Annotated in this window: 9 protein-coding genes and 1 rRNA gene; 5 read left to right on the top strand and 5 right to left on the bottom strand. The window is 54.5% G+C overall.

Translation table 11 applies throughout. From position 1 onward, the window contains the following. Positions 1 to 92: 92 nt before the first annotated feature. Both CPH17_RS10345 and prlC read right to left on the bottom strand, forming a co-directional pair. Positions 93 to 350, bottom strand: coding sequence for a YheV family putative zinc ribbon protein (locus CPH17_RS10345; RefSeq protein ID WP_074397651.1), 258 nt, complete (start codon positions 348 to 350; stop codon positions 93 to 95). Between the two features lie 57 nt (positions 351 to 407). Next, a complete protein-coding gene (prlC, locus tag CPH17_RS10340) occupies positions 408 to 2,456 on the bottom strand; it encodes an oligopeptidase A (RefSeq protein ID WP_074397650.1) in 2,049 nt (682 codons plus the stop codon). 162 nt (positions 2,457 to 2,618) lie between these two features. On the opposite strand from prlC, the gene CPH17_RS10335 reads away from it, so the two are divergent. From CPH17_RS10335 to CPH17_RS10325, 3 genes are all read left to right on the top strand, one after another. Continuing rightward, positions 2,619 to 3,959, top strand: a complete 1,341-nt coding sequence (locus tag CPH17_RS10335) for a sodium-dependent transporter (protein ID WP_074397649.1) — start codon at positions 2,619 to 2,621, stop codon at positions 3,957 to 3,959. 38 nt (positions 3,960 to 3,997) lie between these two features. Beyond that, positions 3,998 to 4,546 carry a gamma carbonic anhydrase family protein gene (locus tag CPH17_RS10330; protein WP_074397648.1) on the top strand — a complete coding sequence of 183 codons (549 nt, stop codon included), beginning with the start codon at positions 3,998 to 4,000 and terminating at the stop codon, positions 4,544 to 4,546. An 88-nt stretch (positions 4,547 to 4,634) separates the two neighbouring features. Continuing rightward, positions 4,635 to 5,306 (top strand): metal-dependent hydrolase, encoded by a 672-nt coding sequence (locus CPH17_RS10325; RefSeq protein WP_074397647.1) that lies wholly within the window; start codon positions 4,635 to 4,637, stop codon positions 5,304 to 5,306. Here CPH17_RS10325 and CPH17_RS10320 read toward each other — a convergent pair. The 3 genes from CPH17_RS10320 to CPH17_RS10310 are packed head-to-tail and all read right to left on the bottom strand — an operon-like array spanning position 5,282 to position 9,319. Further along, the gene (locus CPH17_RS10320; protein WP_074397646.1) at positions 5,282 to 6,664 is read right to left on the bottom strand and encodes a sigma-54-dependent transcriptional regulator; all 1,383 of its coding nucleotides are present in this window, start codon (positions 6,662 to 6,664) and stop codon (positions 5,282 to 5,284) included. The two genes, CPH17_RS10325 and CPH17_RS10320, sit on opposite strands and share 25 nt — an antisense overlap. Then, positions 6,657 to 8,549 (bottom strand): sensor histidine kinase, encoded by a 1,893-nt coding sequence (locus tag CPH17_RS10315; RefSeq protein WP_074397645.1) that lies wholly within the window; start codon positions 8,547 to 8,549, stop codon positions 6,657 to 6,659. The genes CPH17_RS10320 and CPH17_RS10315 overlap by 8 nt, the downstream gene beginning before the upstream one ends. Continuing rightward, on the bottom strand, positions 8,546 to 9,319 hold the full coding sequence (locus CPH17_RS10310) for a GntR family transcriptional regulator (protein ID WP_074397644.1): 774 nt from the start codon (positions 9,317 to 9,319) through the stop codon (positions 8,546 to 8,548). The genes CPH17_RS10315 and CPH17_RS10310 overlap by 4 nt, the downstream gene beginning before the upstream one ends. A gap of 270 nt (positions 9,320 to 9,589) precedes the next feature. Here CPH17_RS10310 and lldD point away from each other — a divergent pair, with 270 nt between their 5' ends. Continuing rightward, positions 9,590 to 10,744, top strand: a complete 1,155-nt coding sequence (gene lldD, locus CPH17_RS10305) for an FMN-dependent L-lactate dehydrogenase LldD (protein WP_074397643.1) — start codon at positions 9,590 to 9,592, stop codon at positions 10,742 to 10,744. A 501-nt stretch (positions 10,745 to 11,245) separates the two neighbouring features. Next, a 16S ribosomal RNA gene (locus tag CPH17_RS10300) occupies positions 11,246 to 12,778 on the top strand. The last annotated feature ends 99 nt before the right edge of the window (positions 12,779 to 12,877 follow it).

Below are 12,877 nucleotides of genomic sequence, written 5' to 3'. Positions count from 1 at the left end.
TCTGGCGATACGCACGTTAGCCGCTATTGGGTGTGCGTAAAACCGCACATATAGTGGCCCCTCCAATATCTGACGCGATAACTCTTTAGTGGCTATGGGTCAGAGGGCTTATGGTTGGGGTCCATAATCCTCACAGGCTGGATGTCGTCTTGGGCGGGTGTCGGGCGGGCTTGATTGACGCGAGTGCTTAGCTCAGCCGGTGCATCATCTTCAATGGGTAGCTGCTCGAAAAAATCACAGCTGACGCATTCTCGATAGCGGATGCCATTTTGCTCCCAGGCGCGAATGCGATCCATGGCAGCACAGCGCGGGCAGGTCACGCCCGCAATAAAGCGTTTCACATTCGACATGATACTACTCCAAAGGCACGCCAACCCTTGAGGTCGGCGTGCATAGGCTATACGGATTTAAGCGGCTCGAATGCCGCTGTGGCGTAGAAGTGGCTCGACGCTGGGATCGCGGCCACGGAAGGCGTGGAATAACTCGGCAGCATCGCGTGCGCCGCCTTGTTCAAGCACTTCCTGCCGGAAACGCTGGCCCGTAGTGGGGTCGAAAATACCGGCTTCTTCAAAGGCACTCCAGGCATCGGCAGACAACACTTCGGCCCATTTGTAGCTGTAGTAACCCGCCGCGTAGCCGCCTGCGAAAATATGCCCAAAACTGTTTTGGAAACGGTTAAACGAAACGGTCGGTACTACCGAAACGCGCTCGCGTACCTCATTCAGCAATTCCTGGACATCACTGGCGCTGGGCGCTTCGAGTTCATGGTGCAAGCGCAGATCGAATAAGGAAAACTCAATTTGACGCGCCATACCCATCGCCGACTGGAAGTTTTTTGCCGCTTGCAAACGCGCCAATAGCTCTTCGGGAAGGGGGGCGCCGCTATCCACATGACGGGCAATCAGGTCGAGGCCTTCGCGTTCCCAGCAGTAGTTTTCCATAAACTGACTGGGTAGCTCTACGGCATCCCAGGCAACCCCGTTGATGCCGGAAATGTCCGCAATCGTTTGCTTCGTCAGCATGTGGTGCAAGCCATGGCCAAACTCATGGAACAACGTGGTCACTTCATCGTGGGTTAGCAGCGCAGGTTTGTTGCCCACGGGAGGTGTGAAATTGCAGGTAAGAAAGGCGACGGGGAGCTGCAAGCCGCTATTCACCTGGCGGCGTACGCGGCAGTCTGCCATCCAGGCACCGCCACGCTTGCCTTCTCGGGTATATAGATCTAGATAAAACCCGGCAATGGGCCGGTCATTGTCGGTGATCCAATAGAAACGCACGTCATCGTGATAGCGCGGCACTTGATTATCTTCTGTAAAGCGCACGCTGTAGAGGCGCTCCACCACTTGGAACAACCCATCGACCACCTGTGGGGCAGGAAAATAAGGGCGGAGCTGTTCTTGCGAAATAGCGTGGCGTGCTTCACGCAGTTTTTCACTAACGTAGGCCACATCCCAAGGCTCTAGCGACTCAATGCCAAGTTCATCCCGAGCAAAATCACTTAATTCGGTAAATTCCTGCTTGGCTTGTGGAACAGCTCGGTTCGCCAAGTCGTTCAGAAAAGCGAGCACCTGCTCGGGTGAGTCGGCCATCTTGGTCGCGAGCGAGTAGTCGGCGTAGGTGTCGAAGCCAAGTAGGTGGGCCAGTTCCTGGCGTAGCGACAAGATTTCTTCAAAAATAGGGGCGTTGTCGAATTGGCCAGCATCGGGACCTTGGTCAGACGCACGGGTCACAAATGCGGTATAGACTTCACGGCGTAGTTCGCGATTATCCGCATAACTAACTACCGGGAAGAAGCTGGGAAAGTCGAGCGTAATACGGTACCCGGTAATGCCTTTCGCGTCGGCGGTTGCTTTTAGCGTATCGAGCGCACTTTGCGGCACGCCTGCGAGAGTGTCGGCACTTTCGATGTCTTTATGCCATGCCTGCGTTGCGTCCAGCACATTATTGGAAAACTGGTTGGATAGCATCGACAAGCGCGCTTGAATAGCGCCATAACGGGCTTTTTTATCGGCGGGTAAGTCAACACCCGCCAGGCGGAAATCGCGTAGCGCGTTATCAACTGTGCGTTGCTGTGCGGCATCCATTTGGGCCCATGCTGAGCCCTCTTTTAGCGCTTGCCAGCCGTGAAACAGCCCCTCGTGCTGCCCTACCCAAGTGGTGAATGCGGAAAGTTGTTCCAGACAGGTCTGGTACGCTTCGCGAAGTTCGGGTGTATTCATCGTGCTATTGAGGTGCGAAACCGGTGACCACGCTTGGGTGAGCCGGTCGTTAACGTCTTCAATCGGCTTGGCAAAATTTTCCCATGTGGGCGTTGTAACGGCCGCTTGCTGAGCGAGGTGATCGATTGTGTCACGACTTTCGCTTATTAGGGCTTCAACGGCTGGGACCACGTGTTCAGTGCGGATGTCATTGAACGGGGGTAGCGAGTGACTCTCGAGCAGCGGATTGCGGGACATAGGCACCTCTTGGGTATCGGTGGGGCGCGACAAACGCCGTTATGTTGACAGAGTGCGGGCGAACGCGTGCTGTTTCAATGCCAGGAGGTTACCTTGGCTTGCCTTCAAGCCAGCGCCTGTTAGTCTTGCGGGCTTTTAGGGCCACCAAGGCGGGAGTCATCAATGAGTAAAACGCTAGAGCGCTGGGGGTCAAAGCGAGCCTTTATCCTAGCGGTAACAGGCGCTGCGGTGGGGTTAGGTAATATCTGGCGCTTTCCTTACGTTGCGGGTGAAAACGGCGGGGCCGCTTTTTTATTAATTTATGTGGCATTTGTTCTGTTGTTGGGTATTCCCGTGATGATGGCGGAAATTTTAATTGGCCGGGCAGGACGCCAAGGCCCCATGCAGGCACTTGGCGCATTGGCGGCAGAGGCTGGCGCCTCGCGTCACTGGCGTTGGCTGGGCCTTTTTGGGGCCTTTACCGTGTTTTGCATTTTGTCGTTTTACTCGGTGGTTTCTGGCTGGTCTATTGAGTTTTTGGTGGCATCGATCAACGGAAACTTTAAGGAGGCCAGTGCAACAGAAATCGGTGCCGGTTTTGAGTCTTTTCTCGCCAATCCGGGCCTGCTGATTTTTAACCACACGTTGTTTTTGTTTATGACCATGGCGGTGGTTGCAGCAGGCGTTGCGAAAGGCCTGGAACGATTAAATAACCTGTTGATGCCTTTATTGTATGGCTTGTTGCTGTTACTGGCGGCCTATGCGGCCACCACCAGCGGATTTGCTGATGCGCTGGCGTGGCTATTTTTACCCTCTTTTGACGCGCTAACGCCCAGCGTTGTATTGCATGCCATGGGGCATGCCTTTTTTACCCTGGCGGTGGGGGCGTGCGCGTTGATGGCTTATGGCGCCTATATGCCTGACGAACAGAGCCTACCGGGTGCGGCCATAGCGGTAGCAGTGTTGGATATTAGCGTTGCGTTACTGGCCGGTATTGCCATTTTTTCAGTGGTATTTGCTCAAGGAATGGACCCTGCCGATGGCCCAGGGTTGATGTTCGTAACGCTGCCGATAGCGTTTTCTGAGCTTCCCTGGGGCTCGCTTTGGTTGAGCCTGTTCTTTTTGCTACTGCTGTTGGCGACCTGGACCTCGGCGATTAATTTGGCTGAGCCCATGGTGGCTACATTACAGGGGTTTGGTTGGCGGCGTAGCGTCTCAACGGCGGTGGTAGCGTTGAGCGTCTGGTTGATTGGACTGCTATCGGCGTTGTCGTTCTCTACGCTTGCTGACTTTCGCCCGCTGCTGGGGCGCAACGTGTTCGAGTTAGTGAGCAGTGTACCGCCGGATATTTTCTTGCCATTAGGCGGGCTGTTAATCTCGATATTTGCTGTCTGGATCATGCCTCGCAGCACGGCAATGAAGGCACTGGGCGTCGGTGAGCGTCGCTATTTATGGTGGCGTAATGTGGTTCGCTGGGTATCGATTCCGCTGACGCTTATGGTTCTACTAAGCGGATTGCTATAGTAAGGCGTTATCACTTCATAGAGAGCGAGGAGGAGACAATGAGTAGCGCCTTGAGAAGCTTTGACAATGTGACCCCGCGTTTGGGTAAACGGGTATTTATTGATTCGGCCAGCGTAGTGATTGGCGATGTTGAGTTGGGTGATGACAGTTCTGTGTGGCCGATGACGGTCATCCGTGGAGATATGCACCGTATTCGTATTGGCGCGCGTACCAGCGTTCAGGATGGCAGTGTGCTGCATATTACCCATGCCAGCGAATTTAATCCCGACGGTTTCCCGCTCACCGTTGGTGATGATGTGACCATTGGCCATAAAGCCATCCTGCATGGCTGTACGCTGGGCAGCCGCATTTTAGTCGGTATGGGAGCCATTGTGATGGATGGCGCCGTGGTGGAAGATGAAGTGATTATTGCCGCCGGTGCGGTGGTAACGCCGGGCAAGCATCTGGAAAGCGGCTACGTTTATGCGGGTAACCCAGCCAAAGCATTACGCCCCCTGAAAGACAAAGAGCGGGCATTCTTTCCTTATACCGCGGGTAACTATGTAAAATTAAAAGATAAGTTCCTCGCCGAGCCAAACGCTTCTTAAGCGCTTCTTTTCCTCTATTTTTCTTGATAACGCGTGTTGTATCGGCCATAAATCTGTTAATTTATACAGTTTTCTGGTCGAGCACGCCATGGCGAATTTTCGCACCCACCTCACGGTGGCCACCGCAGGCGGTATGCTGTTGGCTTATGCTGGCTGGCATGCGCAGTGGTGGTCACCTTCTCAAGCGTTACTGATGGTGGCGCTGGCCGCGTTTGGCGGTATTTTGCCCGATATTGATGCGGATCGATCTCACTCGATCCGGCTTATTTTTAATATTTTATCAATACCCGCACTGGTCCTTGGCGTACTCATACTGCAGCCCTGGTTGTCCGCGGGGCAGTTGCTGATGGCGTGCGCTGGGGTATACATCACAGTGCGCTACTTTGCTGGCATCACCTTTTCACGGTTCACCGTGCATCGCGGTATTTGGCATTCGTTGCTGGCGAGTCTGCTTTGTACGCTGTTGACGACTGCTGTTAGCTTCCAACTCCTATCACAGCCTGCGTGGCTTGCCTGGTCGCATGGGGCGGCAGTATGGCTTGGGTTTATCGTACACTTGACGTTGGACGAAATTTACAGCGTCGATTTGGAAGGTGCGCGGCTTAAGCGGTCATTTGGCACTGCGTTGAAGTTTGGTGATTGCCGTCGCCCGCTATCGAATATGTTGATGCTGGTTGCCTTGTTACCGCTCTGGCCTTGGCTTCCGCCCTGGAACGTGCTCGGCGAGCTATTAACTCAGGGTTCGCTACTATGGCGGTAGTCGTCAGCATGTAACCCGTGTTTTTTTAGTTTGTCGTAGAAGGTTTTGCGGGGAATGCCTAGGTGCTGGCAAACTTCAGTGACGCGGCCGTGGTAGCGAGATAGCGACTGGCTGATCAGGCTTTTTTCGAACAGTTCGACCTGGCGAGGTAGGGTGGGTTCTTCGGTATCTGCTTGGGCCCCTTCGAGCAGTGCATCCAACCGGTAATCGAAGGCCGCACCGAGCAACACATAGCGCTCGGCCAGATTACGCAATTCGCGCACGTTACCTGGCCAATCGTGGGCCAGCAAGCTGGCGACGCCGTGGCTGTCGACGGTGGGTGCTTCCAGGCCACTGCGGTTGGCGGCCACGACGGCAAAGTGCTGAAACAGCAGCGGGATATCTTCACGCCTCTCTCTGAGCGCCGGAAGTGGTAAGGTGACGACGTTGAGTCGGTAATACAGGTCTTCACGAAAGCGACCATCTTCGGCGGCTACTTTGAGATCAACTTTGGTGGCGGCAATGACGCGGATATCGAGGGGTACCGCTTCGTTGGCGCCTAGCCTTTCAATATGACGTTCTTGCAGTACACGCAGCAATTTAACCTGCAGCGCGAGGGGCATGGATTCAATTTCATCCAAGAACACCGTCCCCCCGTTCGCGTGTTCGAATTTGCCGATTCGCCGCTCAACGGCGCCGGTAAACGCCCCTTTCTCATGCCCGAATAGCTCAGACTCGATGGTGTTTTCTGGAACCGCGCCGCAGTTAATTGCCATAAAGGGGTGGTTGCGCCGAGCGCTGCGTTCGTGAATAGCGCGGGCAACGAGGTCTTTGCCAGTGCCAGTTTCACCAAACAGCAAAACGTCAGCTTCTACTTGGCTGATGCGCTGAATCATCGCCGCCAGCCGTGAAATCACCTGCGTACGACCTACCAAACGCGGACCGAGCGCCGCTTGCTGGGCTTCAAGCTCCGCTTTAAGGCGGTTGTTTTCCAGGCTGAGCTGGCGCGTTTCGATGCCACGACGCACTACATCAAGCAGTTCTTCGCCGGCGAAAGGTTTTTCCAGAAAGTCCCAGGCACCGGCGCGCATGGCTTCAACAGCGGTTGAAATATCACCATGTCCGGTAATCAAAATAATTGGCAGGGTGCTGTCGCGACGATGGAGTTCGTGCAGCAGCGTCATGCCATCCATGCCAGGCATGCGAATGTCGCTGACAATCACGCCGGGAAAGTTGACGGGTAAGGCCGCTAGTGCCGCTTCAGCGGATTCAAAGCAGTGCGGTGTATAACCGGCAAGTTCGAGGGTCTGGCTGGCGGTGATTCGCAGATGCGGTTCGTCGTCAATCACCATGACCGGCAGCGTCGACGGCTCATGCATCGGAATGAATCTCCTGGGTAGCTCGCGGCGCGGGCGCGAGAGGAAGTATAATGGTAAAGCAAGCGCCACTATCGGGCAGGTTAGCTGCCTGCAACTTTCCACCTAGATCATCCATGATACGCGATGAAATGGACAATCCTAAGCCTAAACCGCTACCGGGCGCTTTGGTAGTGAAAAACGGCTCGAAAACCTGTTCAAGGTAGGAAGGGGGAATGCCTGGGCCGTTATCGGCAACCCGAATGATGATCTGTTGGTTTTCGGCGTGAGCACTAAGCGTAAGTTGCGGCGTAGCGGTCTCTTTCATAGCCTGGAGCGCATTGCCAATTAAATTGACCAGTACTTGCTCCAGACGCACTAGGTCGGCCTTTACCCAGAGCGTATCCTCGGGCCAATGCTGTTCGACACGAACGTGATCGTCGCGAAGGCGGCTTTGGAAAAGGCGTAATGCGTAATCGGCACACGCTTGAACGGAAATCGTCTCAGGACGGTCGCTACTTTTGCGGGAAAATTGGCGTAGTTGAGCGCTAATGTCGGCCATCCTTTGGGTGAGCTCAATAATTTGCTCTAGGTTGGCGTCCGCTTGCTCCACTCTCGAAAGTTCGATAAAACGCCGGGCGTTTTCGCTATAGGCGCGAATAGCCGCTAGCGGTTGATTAAGCTCGTGATTAATGCCAGCCGCGAGCTGACCTAATACCGCCAGCTTAGCTGCTTGAATTAATTCATCTTGGGTTTGCCTCAGGTTGGCTTCTGCACGGCGACGCTCGTCTATTTCATCAGATAGGCGTTGGTTGCTGGCGACGAGGTCGCGGGTGCGTCGCTCAACGCTCATTTCCAGTTCATCGCGTACGCGGGCCAAGGTTTGCCGCTCGCGTTCGGCGAATGTCTCGCGCTCACGGCGGAGGCGTAATCGTTGCCAGCCAATACCCGCAGCCAGAGTGACAACTCCATAGAGGCCGCCGGCCATTAATGCAGCCATCCACTGCGCGTTCACGACCGGACTAAGCGGCTTAAGAATATGCATTTGCCAGCCAAACTCGGGGATTTCGCGGGTCAGGTTCAGGTAGTGCCCATCACTGAGCGGCTCCTCTTGAAAGGTTACGATTTGGCTGTGAGCACCATGCACGTCTTGAACCTGAATGCCTGATGGGGTCAGTGGTTCTTGGCCATAGCGCTTTGTCTCATGCAACGCTTGCCGCTGCCCCTCGGTAAGTGGATACAGCGCGTTCATGCGCAGTTCGGGCTGGCTGGCGAGAAAGATAATATTGTCGTCATCGGTAACAAAGAGCGTTGAGTCCTGTTCCGCCCAGCTTTCCTCAACGTCGTTGAGCAGTACTTTTATGACAAGGACGCCGTCGGGACGTGCATCCGGTGAGGTGTCATCTAGCCACACAGGCGCTGAAAAGTAATAACCGCGCTCCTGAGATTGAAGGCCAAGTCCGTAAAAACGTCCTTCCCCGCCTGCCATCGCCTCTCGGTAATAGCTCCGAAAAGCGTAATTTTGTCCGATAAAAGTGTTTGGACGGTGCCAGTTGCTGGCGGCGACTGTGTCAGCATCCCGATCTAGGAGGTACACGTCAGATACCCCCGAAGTAAAACGGAAACGGTCGAGCAGTAAGTTGAGTGGCATGGGGTCTTGGCGATTGGGTGACGCTAGGAAACGCTGGACACCCTCGCGCGTGGCCAGCAGCTGGGGCAGATAGTCGTAGCGCAACAGATAGCCGTTTAGGTTGGCAGCGGAAAGGCGGAGTTCGTTTTCTGCTTCCTCCTGAAGGTTGGTCAGTGCCTGCTCCCGGGCAAGTAGCGCGGCTTGCCACATACAGAAGACGAGGCCTAACGGCACCGCGATCAACCATAGATATCGCCAGCGTAAAGGAGAAAATTTCATGCCGGTGCCGAGCTCGCCCCTTGGGCCCGGCGCAGCGCACGCTGAGCGCGGGTTTCGGCTCTTGCCATTTCCAATAGCCCTTCTTCTACGTAGACCAAGTGTTCATGGGCGCGAGCGCGGGCATCCTCGGCTCGGCCTTCCAAGATCGCATCCAGCAGCGCGCGGTGCTGCTTCATTAGCTGTGTACGAGAGTCAGGCTTGGCGAAGAGGTGCGCTAAATTATCAACAATGCTCTGCTCTAAAAGGTGGAAAATGCCTCGAATAGTATGTAACAGCAGGACGTTGTGTGCCGCTTCCGCAATCGATAGGTGAAAGGCCGCATCTAGCTTCGCTTCTTGAGCAGGGTCGGCACCGACAAAGCCGCCATCAAGCTCTTCAAAGCGCTGTATGAGCACTGCCTTATCGGCGGGCGTAGACCGCAGGGCTGCGTAATAAGCCGAAATGCCCTCCATGGCATCCCGAAACTCAAGTAAATCTAAATGAAATTCTTTATGTCTCGAGAGCATTTCTAATAAGGGGTCGGTATACCCACTATTGAGAGAATCATTGACGAAAGTGCCCCCGCCTTGACGACTGGTCAATAAGCCGTGAGCCGACAATTTTTGTATGGCTTCCCTTAATGACGGGCGTGATACGCCAAAACGTTCGGCAAGCTCGCGCTCGGGCGGTAGCCGCTGCCCGGGTTTTAAGCTGCCTTCTAAGATCATGGCCTCTAAGCGCTCGGTAATTACATCGGCCAAACGCTGTTGGCGGAGCGGCGGGTAGCTCATCTAACAGCTCCTTAAATAAATTGGTAAGACCAATATTAAGACGATTATCCACTCAGCTCAAGTAACTTCCAGAAGTAGTGGTGGGTGGCGAGCCTGGCTGTTTGTTAATTTGGACTAAAGTATAGGTCTGTAAATAGCTTGCAGGCGGCATCATCAATTGACACTGTTGGATTGCCTCACTAATGTTGGTGCTGAACTTTTGTCAATTGGTAAAACCAATTTTTAGTTTTGGGTGCCAGCATATAGCACACCCGCTGCATAGGGCTCGCCATGATAATTTCAGCATCTACGGACTACCGCAAGGCTGCCAAGCGTCGTCTTCCTCCGTTTCTTTTCCACTATGCTGATGGTGGCGCCTATGCAGAGCACACCCTGCGGCGTAATGTCGATGATCTAGCCGATATTGCGTTGCGTCAGCGCGTACTAAAGGATATGTCGTCACTTTCCCTGGAGACTGAGCTGTTTGGCGAAAAGCTGGCGATGCCTGTTGCCCTGGCGCCTGTTGGGCTGGCGGGGATGTATGCAAGGCGCGGTGAAGTGCAGGCGGCGCGTGCTGCCACTAAGAAAGGCGTTCCATTTACTCTCTCCACCGTATCGGTGTGCCCGATTGCGGAGGTGGCTGCGGCAGTGGAACGCCCCATCTGGTTCCAGCTTTACGTTTTGAAAGACCGTGGCTTTATGAAGCACGTCTTAGAGCGTGCTAAAGCAGCAGGTGTAAAGACGCTGATTTTCACCGTCGACATGCCGGTTCCCGGCGCCCGCTACCGCGATGCCCACTCAGGTATGAGTGGTAAGAACGGTCCGATGAAGCGCATGCTTCAAGCAGCAACACACCCTTTTTGGGCCTGGGACGTGGGTGTTAATGGTCGCCCTCATGACTTGGGCAATGTTTCTGATTATCGCGGTAAGCCAACGGAGCTTGAGGACTACATTGCTTGGCTTGGTGATAACTTTGATCCGTCAATCTCATGGAAAGACCTCGAGTGGATTCGTGAATTTTGGGATGGCCCGATGATCATCAAGGGCATCCTGGACCCTGAGGATGCGCGAGACGCGGTCCGTTTCGGCGCCGATGGCATTGTTGTCTCCAACCATGGTGGTCGTCAGCTTGATGGCGTGCCTTCCACTGCGCGAGCCTTACCAGCTATAGCGGATGCCGTTAAAGGCGATCTGACTATTTTGGCCGATTCTGGTGTGCGTAGCGGGTTAGATGTTGTGAGAATGGTTGCTATGGGGGCAGATACGGCATTGATAGGCCGCGCTTTTATCTATGCGCTAGCCACGGCTGGAGAGGCAGGCGTCGCCCATTTGCTTGAGCTATTCGAAAAAGAAATGAGGGTTGCCATGACACTGACAGGAGCGCGGAGTATTGCTGACCTCAGTTCGGATTCGCTAGTGTCAGGCGCATTGCGCCACGCTCAATAATGAGTAGTGAAGTTTGCGCTGATGAGAGTAGAGCAGGGTGGCGTTGGATTTTTTCGCCCTGCCTCTTGCCAACCCGGCGGTGACACCGTAAAGTACGCATCCGCTGCCGGGGACGCCAAGCGTTGCCAGCGGTGAGAAGGGTTTAAAACCCTCGGTTTGTCAGTGAGTTAGGGTGCTGATGGTGACAGTGGGTTTGCATCACCTCGCGCCAATTAGTCATTGACAACCACCCGGAAGTGCGTAGAATACGTCTTCCTCGCTGAGGCCAAACCGTTCACCGGTTGGCCGGTTTTGTAAAGCGAAACGCTCTTTAATAATTTGATCAGGTAATTCATGTGGGCGCTTGCCGATGAGGGTGATAAATCACCGAATATCAAGGCAAGCGACTCAAGCACTACGGCTTTTCGAAGCCGATATTGAATGAATTCGTTTGACCCTTGAGCCAAGTTTGGTTCGCTTTTGCTGCCCTTTGGGGTGGTGAGTAAGAACCACAATGATTTTAAACTGAAGAGTTTGATCATGGCTCAGATTGAACGCTGGCGGCAGGCCTAACACATGCAAGTCGAGCGGTAACAGATCCAGCTTGCTGGATGCTGACGAGCGGCGGACGGGTGAGTAATGCATAGGAATCTACCCGGTAGTGGGGGATAACCTGGGGAAACCCAGGCTAATACCGCATACGTCCTACGGGAGAAAGGGGGCTTCGGCTCCCGCTATCGGATGAGCCTATGCCGGATTAGCTGGTTGGTGAGGTAACGGCTCACCAAGGCGACGATCCGTAGCTGGTCTGAGAGGATGATCAGCCACATCGGGACTGAGACACGGCCCGAACTCCTACGGGAGGCAGCAGTGGGGAATATTGGACAATGGGGGCAACCCTGATCCAGCCATGCCGCGTGTGTGAAGAAGGCCCTCGGGTTGTAAAGCACTTTCAGCGAGGAAGAACGCCTGGTGGTTAATACCCGCCAGGAAAGACATCACTCGCAGAAGAAGCACCGGCTAACTCCGTGCCAGCAGCCGCGGTAATACGGAGGGTGCAAGCGTTAATCGGAATTACTGGGCGTAAAGCGCGCGTAGGTGGCTTGATAAGCCGGTTGTGAAAGCCCCGGGCTCAACCTGGGAACGGCATCCGGAACTATCAGGCTAGAGTGCAGGAGAGGAAGGTAGAATTCCCGGTGTAGCGGTGAAATGCGTAGAGATCGGGAGGAATACCAGTGGCGAAGGCGGCCTTCTGGACTGACACTGACACTGAGGTGCGAAAGCGTGGGTAGCAAACAGGATTAGATACCCTGGTAGTCCACGCCGTAAACGATGTCGACCAGCCGTTGGGTGCCTAGCGCACTTTGTGGCGAAGTTAACGCGATAAGTCGACCGCCTGGGGAGTACGGCCGCAAGGTTAAAACTCAAATGAATTGACGGGGGCCCGCACAAGCGGTGGAGCATGTGGTTTAATTCGATGCAACGCGAAGAACCTTACCTACCCTTGACATCCTGCGAACTTGGTAGAGATACCTTGGTGCCTTCGGGAGCGCAGAGACAGGTGCTGCATGGCTGTCGTCAGCTCGTGTTGTGAAATGTTGGGTTAAGTCCCGTAACGAGCGCAACCCTTGTCCTTATTTGCCAGCGAGTAATGTCGGGAACTCTAAGGAGACTGCCGGTGACAAACCGGAGGAAGGTGGGGACGACGTCAAGTCATCATGGCCCTTACGGGTAGGGCTACACACGTGCTACAATGGCCGGTACAGAGGGCGGCGAGCTCGCGAGAGTCAGCGAATCCCTTAAAGCCGGTCTCAGTCCGGATCGGAGTCTGCAACTCGACTCCGTGAAGTCGGAATCGCTAGTAATCGTGAATCAGAATGTCACGGTGAATACGTTCCCGGGCCTTGTACACACCGCCCGTCACACCATGGGAGTGGACTGCACCAGAAGTGGTTAGCCTAACTTTGGAGGGCGATCACCACGGTGTGGTTCATGACTGGGGTGAAGTCGTAACAAGGTAGCCGTAGGGGAACCTGCGGCTGGATCACCTCCTTAAACGATGCATCATGCTCGCGGTAAGCGCTCACAATGAATTGCCTGATCAGATAGCTGCCGATACGCAGTGATAAGCGGATGCTTTTTTCACATTGAAAG

It is taken from the genome of Halomonas sp. hl-4, from assembly GCF_900215475.1.
Taxonomy (GTDB): Bacteria; Pseudomonadota; Gammaproteobacteria; order Pseudomonadales; family Halomonadaceae; genus Vreelandella.
This window is presented reverse-complemented; position numbering and strand designations above follow the sequence as displayed.

What these genes read in the sequence shown, in the direction of transcription:
- CPH17_RS10345 (WP_074397651.1), bottom strand. Translation starts at nt 350, where the DNA reads ATGTCGAATGTGAAACGCTTTATTGCGGGCGTGACCTGCCCGCGCTGT.
- prlC (WP_074397650.1), bottom strand. Translation starts at nt 2,456, where the DNA reads ATGTCCCGCAATCCGCTGCTCGAGAGTCACTCGCTACCCCCGTTCAAT.
- CPH17_RS10335 (WP_074397649.1), top strand. Translation starts at nt 2,619, where the DNA reads ATGAGTAAAACGCTAGAGCGCTGGGGGTCAAAGCGAGCCTTTATCCTA.
- CPH17_RS10330 (WP_074397648.1), top strand. Translation starts at nt 3,998, where the DNA reads ATGAGTAGCGCCTTGAGAAGCTTTGACAATGTGACCCCGCGTTTGGGT.
- CPH17_RS10325 (WP_074397647.1), top strand. Translation starts at nt 4,635, where the DNA reads ATGGCGAATTTTCGCACCCACCTCACGGTGGCCACCGCAGGCGGTATG.
- CPH17_RS10320 (WP_074397646.1), bottom strand. Translation starts at nt 6,664, where the DNA reads ATGCATGAGCCGTCGACGCTGCCGGTCATGGTGATTGACGACGAACCG.
- CPH17_RS10315 (WP_074397645.1), bottom strand. Translation starts at nt 8,549, where the DNA reads ATGAAATTTTCTCCTTTACGCTGGCGATATCTATGGTTGATCGCGGTG.
- CPH17_RS10310 (WP_074397644.1), bottom strand. Translation starts at nt 9,319, where the DNA reads ATGAGCTACCCGCCGCTCCGCCAACAGCGTTTGGCCGATGTAATTACC.
- lldD (WP_074397643.1), top strand. Translation starts at nt 9,590, where the DNA reads ATGATAATTTCAGCATCTACGGACTACCGCAAGGCTGCCAAGCGTCGT.